Genomic DNA, 18,042 nt, shown 5'->3' with positions numbered 1-18,042 from the left:
GAAAGCCATGGATGAAAAAAGTGTCATGAAGTTGTCGTTCGGATTTACCTGTTATCTCGCCGGGCTGAGCATGCTCGGCTACCTGGCCACCGACATGTACCTGCCCGCCTTCGGCGCCATGCAGCACGAGCTGGGCCTGTCCGCCAATGTGATAGGCGCCAGCCTGAGCCTGTTCCTGGCCGGCTTCGCCTGCGCCCAGTTGCTGTGGGGACCGTTGTCGGACCGGCTCGGGCGCAAGCCGGTGCTGTTGCTGGGCATGGGCCTGTTTGCCGTCGGCTGCCTCGGCATGTTCTGGGTGCAGGGCGCAGTGCCATTGCTGGCGGTGCGCTTCCTGCAGGCCGTTGGCGTCTGTGCCGCAGCCCTTGTCTGGCAGGCACTGGTGATCGACCGCTACCCGGCCGACCAGGCCCGGCGTGTCTTCGCAACCATCATGCCGCTGGTGGCCCTGTCGCCGGCACTGGCCCCGCTGCTGGGTGCATGGCTGCTGAATCACCTGGGCTGGCGGTCAATCTTCGCCGTGCTGCTGGTCATCACCGTGCTGCTGCTGGTGCCGACCCTGCTGCTGCAGGAAACCCGGCGCCAGGCATCCGCCAGGGCGCGGCGCGAACGGGTCAGCTATTTTTACCTGCTGAAGTCACCACGGTTCAGCGGCAATGTGCTGATGTTTTCCGCCTGCACTGCCGGTTTTTTCGCCTGGCTGACCGGTTCGCCGTTCATTCTGGGTGAAATGGGCTACAGCCCGGACGTGATCGGCCTCAGCTATGCCGTTCCGACCCTGGCCTTTCTGGCCGGCGGATACGGCTGCCGCACGGCACTGCGCCGCCTTGATGGCAATCGCCTGCTGCCCTGGTTGCTGCTGCTGTACGGCCTCAGTCTGATCGCACTGTTCCTGGTGGCGACCCTGACCACACCGACGCTGCTGACGCTGCTGCTGCCGTTCTGCTGCATGGCACTGGCCAATGGCGCCAGCTATCCGATCATCGTCGCCAATGCGCTGATGCCGTTCCCGGACAATACCGGCAAGGCCGCCGCACTGCAGAATGCCCTGCAGTTCGGACTGTGTTTCGTGACCAGCCTGCTGGTGTCGTCCTTTGTCGCCCGTCCGCTGCTGGCGACGACCGCGACCATGCTGGCCACGGTCGCGCTGGCGGCCCTCGGCTATGCCATCCAGTCCCGCCGCCCGGCCGCGCCGGCCCGAGCGGCACCGGCCCCCGGCTGCGCGCAGTAAATCAGTCGCCCCCCCGTTCCCGCTGCAGCTGGGCGCGCTTGCGCTCGATGCCCCAGCGGTAGCCGGTCAGCAGGCCATCGCGGCGCAGGACCCGATGGCAGGGAATCGCGATGGCAAACACGTTGGCGGCACAGGCGCTTGCCACGGCGCGCACGGCCGCCGGCGCACCGATCTGCTGTGCGACGTCGGTATAGGTGACGGTCTGCCCGACCGGAATCGTGCACAGCATCTGCCAGACCCGCTGCTGGAACGGCGTGCCACCGACATCGAGATCGAGCGCCGGGTCGCAGACCCCGGTGTCGATCAACGCCGTCACCCGCTCCAGCTCACCGTGCAGCGGCGCCGGTTCGAGGCAGGTGCCGGGAAAGATCCCGGCCAGCTGTACCGGCAGCGCGTCCGGCAGGTCATCCAGCAGGATGGCGCACAATCCGCGATCACTGCGGGCCACCAGTACGGTCCCCAGCGCGCAGCGGCCCATGGCATGGCGCAGCGTGCCGCTTATCGGCTGATGACGAAAGTGCAGCCTGGGTGAGGGAAAGGCAGGCGGGTTCATGGTCCAGATCTCCCGGGTTGATTGAGGCCAGTGTGGCATGTGATCGTTCCCGCAACACTCCGCTCCTTGCGCTTGAATTGATCCTGCCGGTTTTCCGCGAAAATCCGCTGCTGGCAGATTTTCCCAATATGACGACAGCTTTATTTTTATTCAATTCAAACCATTGATTGAAACAGCAACCGACCGCGGTATCTGCCTGTTCATTTTTCTGATAAACCCGTTATTTCAAGGCAGCACTCTTCTCCTGCCATACGTAATTCATTATATTTGCCGCCCGGATTCCAGCAGATCGCGTACAGGAAAGGAATCCCGGCGCTGCCTGTCGTCTCCACCTGGCGGCTGGCAATGAAATTCAGCTCATGACTTGATGCAAAACAGACTTGTCGCGGCAAAGCCTGCCGGGATTCGTGCTCATCAATGTCTCGTAACATACCGGTACAAAAGGTAAAAACATGAAGATTTCAACAAAACTGTACGGTATGGCCGTTATCAGTCTCATCGGCCTGGCCACCATGCTGTGGACGCTCTATGTGCAAATGGGCGTGGTGGAAGAGCGGGTTGTGGATGCCACGGAAAATTCGCTGCCGTCGGTCATTGTCGCCGGCGACGCCCGGGTCCAGTATCTGGAAGCCCGCCGACAGACCATCCTTCATATCGCCTATCAGGATCTCGCCAGCAAGAAAGAAGCCCAGGCCGCGCTGGAAGACAATGTCAAAAACCTGATCAAGGATCTGGACAATTACCGGAACACCCTGGTCAGCAATGAGGAAGACCGGGCCAATACCGATGCCGCCATTGCAGCCGTAAGCAAATGGCATGCGCTGATTCCCGGCCTGATCACCCTGTCGGAACAGCATGCGGGCGGGGACAACACCGCGGCCCTGCAATACCTGAAAACCACCCTGGCGCCGACGGCGGACAACACTTATGGCGCCATCAACAAGATTGTCGAGTTCAACAAGGCTCAGGGCACCCAGTCCGGCAAGGACGCCGTGCAGGCCGGCCGCAGCGCGAAATGGTCGCTGATGGCGCTGGGACTGGCACTGCTGGCCATCATCACGGCCGCCAGCCTGTGGGTCGCGCTGAGCGTCAAGCGCACGCTGGGTCATCTGGACGAGAAGATCGCCGCCATCACCAGTGAACGCAACCTGACCCTGCGCGTCGACGACAGCGGCAAGGATGAAATTTCGCAGATTGCCGGTCGCCTGAACCAGTTGCTGCAGATGCTGCAGGCCAGTTTTGCCGAGCTGACCCATATCGGTCAGGCCGTCGGCGGGCATGCGTCGGAAGTCGCCAGTTCGTCAGTGCAGATGTCGCAGGCGGTCGAACAGGTCAGCGAATCGACCTCCAGCATGTCGGCCGCGGTCGAGCAGATGACAGTCAGCGTCAACCATGTGGCCGACCGCTCGGCCCAGGCCGACCAGAGCGCCCGCGAAGCCGGGGAAGAGGCCTCGCTGGGTGCCTCGATCATCAACGACACCATCGGCATGATTCGCAGCACCTCGGACAGCGTCAAACTCGCCGCCACCCAGATCGGCAAGCTGGAAGAGAAAACCACGTCGATCGGTACCGTGGTCGGCGTGATCAAGGACATCGCCGAACAGACCAATCTGCTGGCGTTGAATGCGGCTATCGAAGCGGCCCGCGCCGGTGAACTCGGTCGCGGTTTTGCCGTGGTCGCCGACGAAGTGCGCAAGCTGGCCGAACGCACCGCGCAGTCGACCCAGGAAATCACCGGCACCGTGTCGTCGATGCAGAGCGATGCCAACCAGACCGTGGTGTCGATGCAGGCAGTGGTGACCCAGGTCGAAACCGGCATGGAAGCGGCCAACCGGGCGACCGAGGCCATCCAGCGCATTCTCGACCGCACCGGCGGCACGGTCGGTCAGATTGCCGAGATCTCGCACTCGATGCGCGAACAGTCCATGGCCAGCACCAATATCGCCCAGCAGATCGAACGCGTGGCGCAGATGGCCGAAGAAAGCCATTCCAGCTCGCAGAACAACTCGGCCACCGCGGCCAGCCTGAACGAACAGGCACAGAACATGCTGACCACCATCGCCCGGTTCCGGGTGTAACACCTGGCAGCGGGTATGGACTGTCCCCTGCCCGCGCCAGCTCAGCCCAGTTCGAGATACAGCTTGTAGGCCACGGTCCCGAACATCACCAGAATGCCCATGGCAAGCATGAAGATCCCGGATTTGTCGTCGCGTCGCGAATAGCCGGTCAGCAGCAGGACAAAACCGGCAAAGATCAGCGCCAGCATGATTTCAAGCGAGTTCATACCGTCCCCCGTTTTCGTTGTTGTCGCACCAGTCCGGCCATGAAACGCCAGCCTGATTGACATATCTTAGCCGAGATCATGGCGCCGCTGTCATCGTGCCGCCGGCACCGGTTCGGTGCTATGGTAGGGACGGCCATGCCGGCCTATCGCGAAAGGGATGTCGTGTCCGACGCACCGGAAGGGCTGACCTGCAGCGAAGCGCAATCCCGGCTCCGCGAGGAAGGCTTCAACGAACTGCCACGTACCGGGCATCGCTCGCTGCCCCGCATTGCGCTTGAAGTCGTGCGCGAACCGATGTTCGGGCTGCTGATCGGCGCCGGCCTCATCTATCTGCTGCTTGGCGACCATACCGAAGCCCTGCTGCTGCTCGCCTTCGCCTCGATTTCGGTCATGATCGCCATCGTGCAGGAAAGCCGCAGCGAGCGTGTGCTCGAAGCCCTGCGCGACCTGACCAGCCCGCGCGCGCTGGTCATTCGTGATGGCGAACGGCAGCGGATTCCGGGTCGCGAGGTAGTGCGCGGCGACCTGATCGTGCTCGACGAGGGCGACCGGGTACCGGCAGACGCGCAGTTGCTCACCGCCATCGACATGCAGGTTGACGAATCGCTGCTGACAGGGGAGTCGGCCCCGGTCGGCAAGGTCGCGTCCGGCGACGCGTCCCCCGGCCCGCGCCCCGGCGGCGACGGCCTGCCCTTCGTGTTTTCCGGCACGCTGATCGTGCGCGGCCAGGGAACGGCACGCGTGACCGCCACCGGTGCGCGCAGCGAAATCGGCCGGATCGGCCAGGCACTGGAAGCCATCGACAGCGCACCGCCACGCCTGACGCTGGAAACCCGCAAACTGGTCCGGCGTTTTGCCCTGTTCGGCCTCGTCGCCTGCAGCCTGACCGTCATTCTCTATGGCCTGTGGCGCGGGTCCTGGCTCGACGCGCTGCTGGCCGGCATCGCACTCGGCATGTCGATGCTGCCCGAAGAATTTCCGCTGGTGCTGACCGTGTTTACCGTCATGGGCGCCTGGCGGATTTCACGCATCCGGGTGCTGACCCGTCGCGCCTCGGCCATCGAGACGCTGGGCGCGGCCACGGTGCTCTGTACCGACAAGACCGGCACCCTGACCGAGAACCGCATGACGGTGGTCGCCCTGGCCATCGACGGCGACATCCTGCGCCTCGACGCCGGCCTGCCGCCGGCACTGCCGGACCGGTTCCGCCACCTGATCGATCACGGACGGCTGGCCTGTGCCCCCGACCCGTTCGATCCGATGGAGAAAGCGTTCCATGCACTGGCGGCACAGCACGGCCACGCGCTGCCGCCAGCGTCGTCAACCCGGGTCCACAGCTACGGGCTGCGGCCGGATCTGCTGGCAGTGACCCAGTTGTGGCAAGGCCCCGGCGACAGCGAGGTGGTCATCGCCAGCAAGGGCGCACCGGAGGCCATCGCCACCCTGTGCCGGCTGGATGCCACGGCGCGCGCCGCGCTGGCCCGCGATGTCGACCGGATGGCCGCTGACGGCATGCGGGTGCTGGCCGTAGCGGAAGCGACGCATCACGGCAATGACTGGCCGGCATCACCGACCGCCTTTGTCTTCACCCTGCTCGGCCTGGTCGGACTCGCCGATCCGCTGCGGGCGTCAGTGCCGGAGGCCGTGCGTGAATGCCGTTCGGCCGGGCTCCGGGTGGTCATGATCACCGGAGACTATCCGGCGACGGCGCTGGCCATCGCCGGCCGGGCCGGCCTTGCCACCGACCGCTGCGTCAGCGGCGACGAACTGGCGGCCATGAGCGATGCCGAACTCGGCCGCCATGTCGCGTCGATTCCGGTGTTCGCCCGGGTCATGCCGGACCAGAAGCTGCGCATCGTTCGCGCACTCAAGGCCGGCGGCGCCATCGTGGCCATGACCGGCGATGGCGTCAATGATGCGCCGTCGCTGAAGGCCGCCGACATCGGCATCGCCATGGGCGGGCGCGGTACCGACGTGGCACGGGAGGCTGCCTCGCTGGTGCTGCTGGATGACGACTTCGGCTCCATTGTCAGGACGGTCCGCCTCGGCCGGCGCATCTATGACAATCTGCGCAAGGCCATGGGCTACATCCTCGCCATCCACGTACCGATCGCCGGCCTCGCGCTGCTGCCGCTGCTGACCGGCCTGCCCCTCATTTTTTCGCCGATCCACATCGCCTTCCTCGAGATGATCATCGATCCGGTCTGCTCGGTCGTGTTCGAGGCCGAACAGGAAGAAAAAGACATCATGCGCCGGCCGCCACGGGCGGAGGACAGTCACCTGTTCTCGTCGGGACTGGTGTACTGGAGCCTGCTGCAGGGCGCGCTGGTCTTGGCCGTGATTGCCACCCTCTATCTGCTTGCGCTGTGGCGCGGCATGCCGGAGGCCGATGTGCGCGCGCTGACCTTCGTCTCGCTGGTCCTGGCCAACCTGGGGCTGGTGCTGGTCAATCGCTCGTTCGACAGCTCGGTGCGCGGGGCATTGCGCGGCGGCAATCGCGCACTGTGGTGGGTCGGGTCGGTGGCGCTGCTGCTGCTTGGTCTGGCACTGGCATGGGCGCCGGCACGCGCCCTGTTCCGCTTCGGCCCGCTGCATGTCGACGACCTCGCCATCGCGGTTGTTCCGGTGGTCGGGCTGGTCATCGTGCTGGAAGCGCTGAAGCGCTTCTGGCGTGGACGACTGACCGCCTGAACACCGTCAGCGAGCACGCAATCCGCGCAGCAGCAATTCCAGCCCGTCCAGCGCTCGCGGCAGGCGATCGTTGTCCGCCTCGCCGCCGGCGATCCACAGCGCCGCATCCACCAGGCTGCCATTGATCAGCCGTGCCAGCGCCTCCGGATCGGTGCGCTCGATCGTGCCCGCCTGCATCAGCCCGTCCAGCAACTGGTTCAGCGACTGAATGCAGTACTGCTGCGCCGCCGGCATGGCGGCACCGAGCACCGCGTAGGCATCCTGCAGCACGATGCGCTGGATTTCCGGTTCCTGTGCCATTTGCAGGTAGGCGCGGCAGCGATCGCGAAAACCGCTCCAGGCATCGGCCGCACCATCCGACACCGCCTGCAGCCGGGCATCCATCTCCGCGTCCATCTCCCTGACCACCGCCGCCAGCAGTCCTTTCTTGTCACCGAAGTGATGATAGAGCGCGCCCCGGGTCAGCCCGGCGTCGGCGGTGAAATCATCCATCGACGTATTGGCATAGCCCTGTGAGCCGAATGCCCGCCGCGCAGTGGCAAGCAGTTTGGCACGGGTTTCATCAATCATGTCGGCGCGGGCGCGGCGGGGTATCGGCATTTCCGGATCAGGCTTTCATTGACATACGCAGTGTACGTCAATACGCTGCATTCGCATACGCCGCGTATCTTTTTCTCCATGCGCGGTCACAAGAGGCTGGTTGTCATGTCAAATTCCTACCGCGAACTGTTCAACGCCCCCGGCACCACAGGCTTCGCCCTGGCCGGGCTGCTGGCCCGCATGCCGGTGTCGATGACCGGCATCGGTCTTATCACCATGCTGTCGCAACTGCGCGGCGGCTACGGGCTGGCCGGCGCCGTGGCCGCGACCTTCGCCCTGGCCACGGCCGTGTTCGCACCGCAGGTGTCGCGCCGGGTCGACCGTTACGGCCAGGGGCGCGTGCTGCCGGTGGCCGCCGCCATCAGCGCAGCGGCGATGCTGGGCCTGCTGCTGTGTACCCGGCTGCAGGCGCCCGCCTGGACGCTGTTCGTCTTTGCCGCGCTGGCCGGCTGCATGCCCAGCATGTCGGCCATGGCCCGCGCGCGCTGGACCCAGGTCTATCGCGGCAAGCCGCAGCTGCGGACCGCCTATGCACTGGAATCGGTGCTGGACGAGGTGTGCTTTATTGTCGGCCCGCCATTGTCGGTCGGGCTGAGCGTGGCGGTATTTCCGGAGGCCGGTCCGCTGGTCGCCCTGCTGCTGCTGGCTATCGGCGTGACAGCCTTCGTGGCACAGCGCACGACCGAGCCCCCGGTCCATGCCCGGCACGCCACCGATGGCGAATCGGTCATGCGTTCCGCCAGCATCCGTGCGCTGGTGGTCCTGCTGATGGCGATGGGCGCCATTGCCGCCACGGTGGACGTGGTCAGCGTGGCCTTCGCCGCCCAGCAGGGCCAGCCCGCCGCCGCCAGCATCGTGCTGTCGGTCTACGCCGTCAGCTCGTGTCTGGCCGGACTGGTCTTCGGCACGCTGAGGCTGTCCATTCCCCTGCCGCGCCTGTTCCTGTTCGCCGGGCTGGCCACTGCCGTCACCACCCTGCCGCTGCTGCTTGCCAGCGATATCCTCGGCCTGTCGCTGGTGGTCCTGGTCGCCGGCGTATTTTTCTCCCCGACCATGATTGTCGCGATGACCCTGGTCGAAACCATCGTGCCGGGCGCCCGGCTGACCGAAGGCCTGACCTGGCTGATTACCGGGCTCGGCATCGGCGTTGCCCTCGGTGCGGCCGTGTCGGGCTGGGTCGTGGACGCCTTTGGCGCGCGCGCCGGCTTCAGTGTCGCCCTGGCGGCGGGGCTCGTGGTGCTGGGCATGGCACTGTACGGCCACCATCTGCTGTGCCGGGAACTGCCCGCCACCGTGCCGGCGAAAGCATAGCAAGCGCAAGATCGTTCAAGGCAGCACCGGGGGCGCTCAGGCATGCTTTCCGCTCCGAGCCTTCCCGTCATTGCCACCATGTCCACACCCCTCCCCGCCCGCCGCGCCTTCGTCCACGGCGCGATCGCCATCCTGCCCCTGTCGCTGGCCATTGCGCCATGGGCCATGCTGGCCGGCTCCCTGGCGATCGATGCGAAGCTCACGCCCTGGGAAGGCCAGGGCCTGTCGGTCATCGTTTTTGCCGGCGCAGCCCAGCTGGTGGCCATCGGCATGCTCAAGAGTGGCGCGGGGCTGTTCTCGATCCTGCTGACCACCCTGCTGCTGACCTCGCAGCACCTGCTGTACGGCCTGACGATGCGCCCGGCGCTGTCCGGTCTGCCGGCACGCTGGCGCCTGGGGCTGGGTTTTCTGCTGACGGACGAATTCTTCGCCGTCAACAGTGCCGGCCTGCAGCAGTTCAACCGCTGGTACGCGCTGGGCGTCGGCCTGACGCTGTATCTGGCCTGGAACCTGTTTACCCTGGCCGGCATCGTGCTGGGCAGCAGCATTCCGCAACTGAACCGCCTGGGGCTGGATTTCTCCATTGTCGCCACCTTCATTGCCCTGATCGTGCCGCTGGTGCGCAACATGCCGACGGTGGTCTGCGTCGCGTGCTCACTGTGCTGCTCGGTGCTGTTCAGCGACTGGCACTGGGAATCGGCCCTGGTGCTTTCCGGGCTGGCCGGCATGAGTGCCGGCTATGTCTGTCAGCAACTCAAAGGAAAATCATGATGATGACAGCCCTGATCATCGGCATGGGTCTGGTGGTATTCGCCAACCGCTATGTGTTTCTCGAACCGCGCCTGCCACTGCGTCTGGGCCGGCAGGCCCGGGCCTTCCTCGGCTTCGCCGTGCCCGGCATGCTGACCGCCATCTGCGGGCCGATCGTGTTCCTGCACGACGGACAACTGGACCTGCGCCCGGACAACCCTTACCTGCTGAGTGCGCTGGCGACGATCGTGCTGGTGCTGTTGACCCGCAACACCTTGCTCAGCATGCTGGCAGGCATGACCTTCTTCTTTGTTCTTGGCAACTGGCCTGGCAGCGCATGAAAACCGCACCACAGGAACGGACCCGCTTCTGGCAGGCCAGCGCGCTGGGCAATATTGAACTGCTGCACGCCCACTACGTGCATCAGCGCTTCGCCCCGCATGTGCACGACAGCTATGTGATCACCATCATCGAGTTCGGGGCCCAGACTTTCTGGCATCGCGGCAGCGAGCATCTGGCGCCGGTCGGCAGTATGGTGCTGATCAACCCGGAAGAACGGCATACCGGCACCACGGCCCACGAACAGGGCTGGCGCTACCGGGGCTTCTACCCGGAGCGGGAACGCATCACCGAAGTGCTGGACGAGCTGTCATTGCCGCGCAGTGGCCTGCCGCTGTTCAAGTCCAGTGTGCTGCACGACCCGCAACTGGCTCGGGCCTTTCGCTGGCTGCACGGACTGGCAGAACGCGGCGCCAGTGCACTGGAGCAGCAGACCGCCTGGCGCGAGGCCGTGCTGCTGCTGGTCCAGCGCCATGCCCGGGTCGCCGAACCCCGCCAGCCCGGCGCCGCCCCCGGCGCCGTGGTCAGGGCCAGGGAGCTGCTGGACAGCCGGATCGCCTGCCCCCCGTCGCTGGAAGAACTGGCGGCGGTAGCCGGGCTGTCGCCATTCCATTTCGCCCGCGTGTTTCGTCAGGCCACCGGCCTGCCGCCGCACGCCTGGCTGATGCAGCACCGGCTGACCGAAGCCCGGTCATTGCTGAAGAAAGGCTGGCTGCCGTTCCGGGTCGCGCATCACCTGGGTTTCTCCGACCAGAGCCATCTGAACCGGCAGTTCAAGCAGGCGTATGGCGTCACCCCGGGCGAGTACCGGCTTGCCAGTGCCGCCCGTCAGGCGGTCTGGAAAGAGGATGGGGAGATGGACATCAGCTGATGCCGTGCATGATCGGCATGCGTATTGCCCGTTCAGTTGCCAGATCACGAAGCTGCGGACGAAAAAAAGCCCCGACAGGATATATCGGGGCTTTTATCGTCTGACCGGCAGCTCAGGCCCGTTTCAGCCAGAAGCAGGTTCCAACCTTGTTCAATCCCTGGTAATGGGGATCGGAGAAGATCTGTTCACGCAGCTCTTTCAGATTCTGGTTGTCAGAGGTATGGATGTACCAGTTGGGCAGGAAAATTTCGTCCCCGCCATGGCCGCCCAGCAGGTAGGCGCTCATCAGGTACTGTTCGTTGTAAATCCGCGATTCCCAGTCGGCGGGATAGTCGTCAGGCAGGAACATGTCATGAACGCCATAGACGACACCGCGCTTCAGACGGGGCAGGATCTCGGTAAAGAATACCGTCACATCAGAATTCTGGAAGGAACGATGCGAGTTGTCGACGAACAGCACGTCGTCCTGTCCCAGTGAATCGAACACCTCGACGCCCACGTCTTCCAGAGGATAGCGCAGTACTTCATCACAGATGGTATCCACTTCGGCCCGTGGCATCGGGTCGATTGACACGATCCGGGTGGAAAGCCCAAAGTCCTTGATCGCCTTGCGCGCGAACTTCGTCGAGTTGCCGGAACCGACTTCCATGTAGATCTTCGGCCGCTGCTTGCCGATCAGGTAATAAATGGAGGCAGCATCAAGGCAGGGAATCCAGTTCCCGTTGTCCCAGCGCGGTTCGATGCTGTCCGCGGCTTCAACGCGGTTGATCTTCTTCAGGCCCTCGGCGAAGGAGGTCATTTCCAGCATGCGCCAGCAGTACGCATCGACCTGCTTGTCGAGCAATTTCTCCAGCGCGGCATTACGCGGCCTGGGCTGAAGGCTGTACTGATAATCAAGCGATACCTTGTAAACCATTTATTCCCTCGCCCCTGAACGAATCACTAAAAAAAGATTGATAGCAACACCGGATCAGCTTGTCCGCAGCACGACCGCCCACTTTTTCCACGCATGCGCAATGTGGCAGGTACCGTCCGGTACCGGCCCATTATCGCAGGCAACACGTTTTCACTCTAACAATAAAATGACTGTTGCCCGGGCCGCCGGACCGCATAACCGAAAAACAAAAAAGCCCTGACAAGTCAGGGCTTTCGTGTTTGGGTATGGCGGAGAAAGAGGGATTCGAACCCTCGATACGGGTTTTGGCCCGTATGCTCCCTTAGCAGGGGAGTGCCTTCGACCTCTCGGCCATTTCTCCGTCAAGAGGATGCGAAATATACGTGCTGGGCGCGCTGTCGTCAACAGCTATGCGAGGCCGGATTCGACTGGCGAACGCAAGTCACTGAACGGAAATGAAAAGACCGCCATGCTGGCGGTCTCGGACTATCCATAAACCCCGCAGCGCAGGACGAGCGCAGCGAGGTTTCCCCGCGACGACGGGGACGGAAGGGGCAGGATTCAATCAGGCAGACTTCCATGCTCACGACAGCTTCTGTCAGTCGGGCATGCACCGACGCTACTGCAACCGTCGGTGCCCGCCTTTATCAGCAGTCGTCGAAACTGAAGTTTCAGGCCTGATCGAGGCCGAATGCCTTGTGCAGCACGCGCACGGCCAGTTCCAGGTACTTCTCGTCGATCAGCACCGACACCTTGATCTCGGAGGTCGAGATCAGCTGGATGTTGATGCCCTCTTCGGCCAGGGTACGGAACATGGTGCTGGCAATGCCACAGTGCGAACGCATGCCGACGCCGACGATCGACACCTTGGCGATCTTGTCATCGCCATTGACGTCGGCCGCGCCGAGGTGGCTCTGCACGTCGCGCAGGATGGCCAGCGCCTTCTGGTATTCGCCGCGCGGCACGGTGAACGAGAAGTCCGTGGTGCCGTTGTCGCCGACGTTCTGGATGATCATGTCCACTTCGATATTCGCATCCGACACCGGCCCGAGGATCTGATAGGCGATGCCCGGCTTGTCCGGCACGCCCTTCACATTGATGCGGGCTTCGTTACGGTCGAACGCGATACCGGCGACGACGGCCTTTTCCATAGTCTCATCTTCCTCAAACGTGATCAGCGTACCCTCGCCTTCGTCTTCGAACGAAGACAGCACGCGGAGCCGCACTTTGTACTTGCCGGCGAATTCCACCGAACGGATCTGCAGCACCTTCGAACCGAGCGATGCCATCTCGATCATTTCTTCGAAGGTGATGGTCTTCAGGCGACGGGCTTCCTGCACCACGCGCGGATCGGTGGTGTAGACGCCGTCGACATCGGTGTAGATCTGGCACTCGTCCGCTTTCAGCGCGGCGGCAATCGCCACCGCCGACGTATCCGAGCCGCCACGGCCGAGCGTGGTGATGCTGCCGGTCTCGTCGATGCCCTGGAAACCGGCGACGACCACGACGCGACCGGCGTCGAGGTCTGCGCGCATTTTCTCATCGGAGATCGACTGGATGCGGGCCTTGGTATGTGCGCTGTCGGTGATCATCGGCATTTGCCAGCCGGTGTAGCTGACGGCGTCGATGCCGATTTCCTTCAGCGCCATCGACAGCAGGCCGATGGTGACCTGCTCGCCGGTGGCGGCGATGACGTCGAGCTCGCGCGGATCGGGATCCGGCTGGATTTCCTTCGCCAGTGCGATCAGGCGGTTGGTTTCCCCGCTCATGGCCGAAACGACCACGACCAGTCCATGCCCTTGCGCCTTCCACTTGGCGACGCGGCGGGCCACGTTCTTGATGCGCTCTGCCGAGCCCACCGACGTGCCGCCGTATTTCTGAACAATGAGTGCCATGTTGCTAACTGCGTGGGTGATAAGAAATTTGTGACAGGATTCTTACCATACCGGGCCTGAAAAGGATAGCCGCGCGGCATGGCGCGGGGACCCCGCGCACGCGGTTACGAATGCGATGCGATGCGGCAGATAAAAGCCCGGCCGCGAAGCGTGGCAGAAAATGCCAGTGTAGTGGAATAAAACGGCGCATCACGACCGTTTCAGGGCATTTTCGATCCTGTGGCAATCCTGCCCGGAAAAACGAACGAAACTCAGTGCTGAGGCGCGCTGTCCGGCACCCGCGCCGGATGACTGTAGAGCCCGTAGCGCTGTTTGCGGACAAAGGCGGCCAGCGTCAGCCCGGATGCCTGCGCCAGTTCGACCGCCAGCGCGGTCGGGGCGGACATGGCCGCCAGCAGCTCGATGCCGACCGCCGCCGCCTTGTGCACCAGCTCGTAGCTGGCGCGACTGCTCAGCAGCGCAAAGCCCGCGCCCCAGTCGGCCTGGGCACGGGCGCCGATCAGCTTGTCGAAAGCCACATGCCGGCCCACGTCCTCACGCACCGCCACCACGCTCCCGTCCGGCGCACACCAGGCGGCGGCGTGGGTGCAGCCGGTCTCCATGGCCAGCGTCTGCCCGGTTTCCAGTTCCGCCAGCGCGCGGCCAAGCGCGCCGGGGGCCAGCTGCAGCGTCTGTCCGACATGCCCGACCGGCCGGATCGCCTGTTGCAGGCTTTCCACCCCGCACAGTCCGCAGCCGGTACGCCCGGTCAGTTGCCGCCGTCGTTCCTTCAGCGCGCTGAAGCGCGCCGACGCCAGCTCCAGATGCAGTTCGATGCCGGCCGCGCGCTCGACGGTCTCGATGGAAAAGATCTCCTCGCGCCGCCCGACAATGCCCTCGGACAGGCTGAAGCCGAGGGCGAAATCGTCGAGATCGAGCGGCGAACACATCATCACCACATGCGACAGTCCGTTGAACACCAGCGCCACCGGCACTTCGGTCGCCAGCAGATCCTCATGGTCGCGGGCGCCATCGGCGGACACCCGGCGCACCCGGCAGGGGCGGGTCGGAAGAATCGGGGTATCGAACTGGACGTCGGACATATCGCAACCTGGGTAAAACGCCGATTTTACAGGCTGCCGGCATGGCGGGTCACCCGCCCGTGCCCCGGACAGTGCTGGTCACTGTCCGCACCCAGCCGTTATCATGGTGGCGGTATCGCCATGTCCTGCCGGGCCACCACCCTGCTATACCGAAAGCGGACATGTCATGAAAAAGAACAACCCTGACCCATCGGAGGCCAATCCATGCAGGTAAACCGACGGCAGTTCTTCAAGATCTGCGCAGGCGGTGTCGCTGGTTCGAGTCTCGCCGCCCTGGGGGTGCTGCCATCGACGGCTTTTGCCGACGTGCGCGCCTACAAGCTGCAGCGAGCGACGGAAACCCGCAACACCTGTACATACTGTTCAGTAGGCTGTGGCCTGCTGATGTACAGCCTCGGCGACGGCGCCAAGAATGCCAAGGCGGAGATTTTCCACATCGAAGGCGACCCGGATCACCCGGTCAGCCGCGGCGCACTCTGTCCGAAGGGCGCCGGCCTGCTCGACTTCGTGCACAGCGACAATCGTCTGAAGCACCCCGAATATCGCGCCCCCGGCAGCGACAAGTGGCAGCGCATCAGCTGGGATGACGCGTTCGCCCGCATCGCCAAACTGATGAAGGCCGACCGCGATGCGAACTTCATCGAGAAGAACGCCGCCGGCGTGACCGTCAACCGCTGGCTGACTACCGGCTTCCTCGCCGCATCCGCCTCCAGCAACGAAGCCGGCCATCTGACGCACAAGGTCGTGCGCAGCCTCGGCATGCTTTCGTTCGACAACCAGGCGCGCGTTTGACACGGTCCGACGGTGGCAAGTCTTGCCCCAACATTCGGTCGTGGCGCCATGACCAACCACTGGGTCGACATCAAGAATGCCGATCTGGTCATCATCATGGGCGGCAATGCCGCTGAAGCCCACCCGGTCGGTTTCCGCTGGGTTATCGAAGCCAAACAGACCCGCGGCGCCAAGCTCGTGGTGGTCGATCCGCGCTTTACCCGTTCCGCCTCGGTCGCCGATTACTACGCGCCGATCCGCAGCGGTACCGACATCGCCTTCCTTGGCGGTGTCATCAACTGGCTGATTGCCAACGACAAGATCAATTGGGAGTACGTAAAGTCGTACACCAACGCAGGCTTCATCGTGCGCGACGATTACGCGTTCGACGACGGCCTGTTCTCGGGCTGGGACGCGAGCAATGGCAAGTATGCCGACAAGTCGAGCTGGAACTACCAGCTGGACGAGAACGGCATGGCCCGCGTGGACGACACCCTGACCGATCCGCGCTGCGTGTGGAACCTGATGAAGGACCACTACAGCCGCTATACCCCTGACATGGTCAGCAGCATCACCGGTACGCCGAAGGACCAGTTCCTGAAGGTGTGCGAGATGCTTGGCGAATGCGCGAAGCGCGACAAAGTCGCGACCTTCCTGTACGCACTCGGCTGGACCCAGCACTCGATCGGCGCGCAGAACATCCGCACCATGGCCATGGTGCAGACCATGCTCGGCAATATGGGCATGGCCGGCGGCGGCATCAACGCCCTGCGCGGCCACTCGAACATCCAGGGTCTGACCGACCTTGGCCTGCTGTCGACCAACCTGCCCGGCTATCTGAACCTGCCGAGCGAGAAGCAGACCGACTACGCGACCTACATCACCCAGACCACGCCGAAGGCCACGCGTCCGGACCAGATGAACTACTGGGGCAATACGCCGAAGTTCTTCGTCAGCCTGATGAAGAGCTGGTTCGGCGACAACGCCACGGCGGACAACAACTGGGGCTTCGACTGGCTGCCGAAGTGGGACAAGTCCTACGACGTGCTGCAGGTGTTCGAGCTGATGAAGCAGGGCAAAATGAACGGCTACTTCTGCCAGGGCTTCAACCCGGTGGCCGCGTTCCCGAACAAGAACAAGACCATCGCCGCCCTGTCGAAGCTGAAGTATCTGGTTATCATGGATCCGCTGGCGACCGACACTTCGACTTTCTGGCAGAACCACGGCGAGCAGAACGACGTCGACACAGCCAGCATCAAGACCGAAGTGTTCCGTCTGCCGACGACCTGCTTTGCCGAAGAAGACGGCGCCATCGTCAACTCCGGCCGCTGGCTGCAGTGGCACTGGAAGGGCGCCGACGCCCCGGGCGAGGCCATTCCCGACGTCGAGATCATGGCCGGGCTGTTCCTGAAGCTGCGCGAGCTGTATCGCGCCGAAGGCGGCGCACCGTCCGATCCGATCATGAACCTGTCGTGGAAGTACCGCATACCGCATGCGCCGATGCCGGAAGAACTGGCAAAGGAACTCAACGGTACGGCACTGGCCGACATTCCGGACCCGAAGAACCCCGGCCAGTTCCTGGCGAAAAAGGGCGAGCAGGTGCCCGGCTTCGCCGTACTGCAGGCTGACGGCAGCACCGCCAGCGGGTGCTGGATCTTCGCCGGTTCCTGGACCCAGGCCGGCAACCAGATGGCACGGCGCGACAATGCCGATCCGTCCGGCCTCGGCAATACGCTCGGCTGGGCATGGGCGTGGCCGGCCAACCGCCGCATCCTGTACAACCGTGCGTCGATGGACCGCAACGGGGTGCCGTGGGATCCGGCCCGCTCGCTGTTCAAGTGGAATGGCGAGAAGTGGGTCGGCGCCGATGTGCCCGACTTCAAGATCGACGAGCCGCCGGGCAGCCCGATGAACCCGTTCATCATGCAGCCGGAAGGAGTCGCGCGCTTCTTCGCCATCGACAAGATGGCCGAAGGTCCGTTCCCCGAGCACTACGAGCCAATGGAATCGCCGATCGGCACCAACCCGCTGCACCCGAAGGTGATCAGCAATCCGGCCGTGCGCATGTTCAAGGACGACCGCGCGCAGCTCGGCGAGCACGACAAGTTCCCGTATGTCGGCACCACTTACCGGTTGACCGAGCACTTCCACTACTGGACCAAGAACGTGCGGCTGAACGCCATCATGCAGCCGGAGCAGTTCGTCGAAATCGGCGAGGCGCTGGCAAAGGAAAAAGGCATCAGCCATGGCGACATGGTCAAGGTCAGCTCGATGCGCGGCTATATCAAGGCTCGCGCGGTGGTGACCAAGCGGATCAAGGCACTGACGGTCAACGGCAAGACCGTGCACCACATCGGCGTCCCGATCCACTGGGGCTACGAGGGCGTGGCGAAGAAGGGCTTTATCGCCAATACGCTGACGCCGTTCGTCGGTGACGCGAACACGCAGACGCCGGAGTTCAAGTCATTCCTCGTCAATCTGGAAAAAGCCTAAGGAGGGCGGACCATGGCACTGCAATCGCTTGACATCACCCGCCGCTCCGCGAGCCCGACCGCCCCGCCGCAGGCCCGGCACACGCTGGAAGTCGCCAAGCTGATCGACGTGTCGGCCTGTATCGGCTGCAAGGCCTGTCAGGTCGCCTGCTCGGAGTGGAACGACCTGCGCGACGAGATCGGCGACAACGTCGGCGTCTACGACAACCCGGCCGACCTCACCGCCCAGTCGTGGACGGTGATGCGTTATGCCGAGGTCGAGGAAAACGGCAAGCTGGAA

Annotated in this window: 15 protein-coding genes, 1 tRNA gene and 1 pseudogene; 9 read left to right on the top strand and 8 right to left on the bottom strand. The window is 63.9% G+C overall.

All coding sequences use genetic code 11. The annotated features are described in order from the left end of the window. Positions 1 to 25 precede the first annotated feature (25 nt). The gene (punC, locus tag DFO50_RS07820; protein WP_028500521.1) at positions 26 to 1,228 is read left to right on the top strand and encodes a purine nucleoside transporter PunC; all 1,203 of its coding nucleotides are present in this window, start codon (positions 26 to 28) and stop codon (positions 1,226 to 1,228) included. A gap of 1 nt (position 1,229) precedes the next feature. Here the strand turns inward: punC and DFO50_RS07815 are convergent, their stop codons facing one another. Together DFO50_RS07815 and DFO50_RS18825 are read right to left on the bottom strand one after the other, a co-directional pair. After that, on the bottom strand, positions 1,230 to 1,781 hold the full coding sequence (locus DFO50_RS07815; protein WP_107889539.1) for a methylated-DNA--[protein]-cysteine S-methyltransferase: 552 nt from the start codon (positions 1,779 to 1,781) through the stop codon (positions 1,230 to 1,232). A 200-nt stretch (positions 1,782 to 1,981) separates the two neighbouring features. Then, entirely contained in the window at positions 1,982 to 2,212 is a 231-nt protein-coding gene (locus DFO50_RS18825) for a hypothetical protein (RefSeq protein WP_146745029.1), read from the bottom strand. Between the two features lie 21 nt (positions 2,213 to 2,233). On the opposite strand from DFO50_RS18825, the gene DFO50_RS07810 reads away from it, so the two are divergent. Next, the gene (locus tag DFO50_RS07810) at positions 2,234 to 3,859 is read left to right on the top strand and encodes a methyl-accepting chemotaxis protein (RefSeq protein WP_107889538.1); all 1,626 of its coding nucleotides are present in this window, start codon (positions 2,234 to 2,236) and stop codon (positions 3,857 to 3,859) included. Between the two features lie 41 nt (positions 3,860 to 3,900). Here the strand turns inward: DFO50_RS07810 and DFO50_RS19350 are convergent, their stop codons facing one another. Further along, complete coding sequence (locus DFO50_RS19350) at positions 3,901 to 4,065, bottom strand: hypothetical protein (protein ID WP_169735668.1); 165 nt, start codon at positions 4,063 to 4,065, stop codon at positions 3,901 to 3,903. 135 nt (positions 4,066 to 4,200) lie between these two features. Between DFO50_RS19350 and DFO50_RS07805 the strand changes: the two genes are divergently transcribed. Then, positions 4,201 to 6,756, top strand: coding sequence for a cation-translocating P-type ATPase (locus DFO50_RS07805; protein WP_112692356.1), 2,556 nt, complete (start codon positions 4,201 to 4,203; stop codon positions 6,754 to 6,756). Between the two features lie 6 nt (positions 6,757 to 6,762). Here DFO50_RS07805 and DFO50_RS07800 read toward each other — a convergent pair whose 3' ends face one another. Next, positions 6,763 to 7,356, bottom strand: a complete 594-nt coding sequence (locus DFO50_RS07800) for a TetR/AcrR family transcriptional regulator (protein WP_199489772.1) — start codon at positions 7,354 to 7,356, stop codon at positions 6,763 to 6,765. A gap of 105 nt (positions 7,357 to 7,461) precedes the next feature. Here DFO50_RS07800 and DFO50_RS07795 point away from each other — a divergent pair, with 105 nt between their 5' ends. The 4 genes from DFO50_RS07795 (at position 7,462) to DFO50_RS07780 (ending at position 10,627) form a co-directional block, all read left to right on the top strand. Beyond that, on the top strand, positions 7,462 to 8,667 hold the full coding sequence (locus tag DFO50_RS07795; protein WP_028500515.1) for an MFS transporter: 1,206 nt from the start codon (positions 7,462 to 7,464) through the stop codon (positions 8,665 to 8,667). A gap of 78 nt (positions 8,668 to 8,745) precedes the next feature. Further along, on the top strand, positions 8,746 to 9,438 hold the full coding sequence (locus DFO50_RS07790) for an AzlC family ABC transporter permease (protein ID WP_112692295.1): 693 nt from the start codon (positions 8,746 to 8,748) through the stop codon (positions 9,436 to 9,438). Further along, positions 9,435 to 9,758 carry an AzlD domain-containing protein gene (locus tag DFO50_RS07785; protein WP_036386973.1) on the top strand — a complete coding sequence of 108 codons (324 nt, stop codon included), beginning with the start codon at positions 9,435 to 9,437 and terminating at the stop codon, positions 9,756 to 9,758. The genes DFO50_RS07790 and DFO50_RS07785 overlap by 4 nt, the downstream gene beginning before the upstream one ends. Further along, on the top strand, positions 9,755 to 10,627 hold the full coding sequence (locus DFO50_RS07780; RefSeq protein WP_028500512.1) for an AraC family transcriptional regulator: 873 nt from the start codon (positions 9,755 to 9,757) through the stop codon (positions 10,625 to 10,627). The genes DFO50_RS07785 and DFO50_RS07780 overlap by 4 nt, the downstream gene beginning before the upstream one ends. A 112-nt stretch (positions 10,628 to 10,739) precedes the next feature. Here DFO50_RS07780 and DFO50_RS07775 read toward each other — a convergent pair whose 3' ends face one another. The 4 genes from DFO50_RS07775 to fdhD form a co-directional block, all read right to left on the bottom strand. After that, positions 10,740 to 11,543 carry a class I SAM-dependent methyltransferase gene (locus DFO50_RS07775; RefSeq protein WP_112692294.1) on the bottom strand — a complete coding sequence of 268 codons (804 nt, stop codon included), beginning with the start codon at positions 11,541 to 11,543 and terminating at the stop codon, positions 10,740 to 10,742. Between the two features lie 246 nt (positions 11,544 to 11,789). Continuing rightward, positions 11,790 to 11,883 (bottom strand) — tRNA-Ser (locus DFO50_RS07770). A gap of 310 nt (positions 11,884 to 12,193) precedes the next feature. After that, the gene (locus DFO50_RS07765; RefSeq protein ID WP_028500511.1) at positions 12,194 to 13,417 is read right to left on the bottom strand and encodes an aspartate kinase; all 1,224 of its coding nucleotides are present in this window, start codon (positions 13,415 to 13,417) and stop codon (positions 12,194 to 12,196) included. 251 nt (positions 13,418 to 13,668) lie between these two features. After that, positions 13,669 to 14,499 carry a formate dehydrogenase accessory sulfurtransferase FdhD gene (gene fdhD / locus DFO50_RS07760; protein WP_107889516.1) on the bottom strand — a complete coding sequence of 277 codons (831 nt, stop codon included), beginning with the start codon at positions 14,497 to 14,499 and terminating at the stop codon, positions 13,669 to 13,671. 204 nt (positions 14,500 to 14,703) lie between these two features. Here fdhD and fdnG point away from each other — a divergent pair, with 204 nt between their 5' ends. Beyond that, the gene (fdnG, locus tag DFO50_RS07750) at positions 14,704 to 17,763 is read left to right on the top strand and encodes a formate dehydrogenase-N subunit alpha (RefSeq protein ID WP_146745028.1); all 3,060 of its coding nucleotides are present in this window, start codon (positions 14,704 to 14,706) and stop codon (positions 17,761 to 17,763) included. A gap of 12 nt (positions 17,764 to 17,775) precedes the next feature. Beyond that, a pseudogene (locus tag DFO50_RS07745) lies at positions 17,776 to 18,042 on the top strand (formate dehydrogenase subunit beta); the annotation flags it as partial.

This window comes from Microvirgula sp. AG722 (assembly GCF_003269145.1).
GTDB classification, from domain to species: domain Bacteria; phylum Pseudomonadota; class Gammaproteobacteria; order Burkholderiales; family Aquaspirillaceae; genus Microvirgula; species Microvirgula aerodenitrificans.
Note: the sequence above shows the minus strand (reverse complement) of the source record. Positions and strands in the feature narration are given on the sequence as shown.

Coding starts and splice junctions, on each gene's coding strand:
- punC (WP_028500521.1), top strand. CDS start 26: ATGAAGTTGTCGTTCGGATTTACCTGTTATCTCGCCGGGCTGAGCATG.
- DFO50_RS07815 (WP_107889539.1), bottom strand. CDS start 1,781: ATGAACCCGCCTGCCTTTCCCTCACCCAGGCTGCACTTTCGTCATCAG.
- DFO50_RS18825 (WP_146745029.1), bottom strand. CDS start 2,212: ATGTTACGAGACATTGATGAGCACGAATCCCGGCAGGCTTTGCCGCGA.
- DFO50_RS07810 (WP_107889538.1), top strand. CDS start 2,234: ATGAAGATTTCAACAAAACTGTACGGTATGGCCGTTATCAGTCTCATC.
- DFO50_RS19350 (WP_169735668.1), bottom strand. CDS start 4,065: ATGAACTCGCTTGAAATCATGCTGGCGCTGATCTTTGCCGGTTTTGTC.
- DFO50_RS07805 (WP_112692356.1), top strand. CDS start 4,201: ATGCCGGCCTATCGCGAAAGGGATGTCGTGTCCGACGCACCGGAAGGG.
- DFO50_RS07800 (WP_199489772.1), bottom strand. CDS start 7,356: ATGCCGATACCCCGCCGCGCCCGCGCCGACATGATTGATGAAACCCGT.
- DFO50_RS07795 (WP_028500515.1), top strand. CDS start 7,462: ATGTCAAATTCCTACCGCGAACTGTTCAACGCCCCCGGCACCACAGGC.
- DFO50_RS07790 (WP_112692295.1), top strand. CDS start 8,746: ATGTCCACACCCCTCCCCGCCCGCCGCGCCTTCGTCCACGGCGCGATC.
- DFO50_RS07785 (WP_036386973.1), top strand. CDS start 9,435: ATGATGATGACAGCCCTGATCATCGGCATGGGTCTGGTGGTATTCGCC.
- DFO50_RS07780 (WP_028500512.1), top strand. CDS start 9,755: ATGAAAACCGCACCACAGGAACGGACCCGCTTCTGGCAGGCCAGCGCG.
- DFO50_RS07775 (WP_112692294.1), bottom strand. CDS start 11,543: ATGGTTTACAAGGTATCGCTTGATTATCAGTACAGCCTTCAGCCCAGG.
- DFO50_RS07765 (WP_028500511.1), bottom strand. CDS start 13,417: ATGGCACTCATTGTTCAGAAATACGGCGGCACGTCGGTGGGCTCGGCA.
- fdhD (WP_107889516.1), bottom strand. CDS start 14,499: ATGTCCGACGTCCAGTTCGATACCCCGATTCTTCCGACCCGCCCCTGC.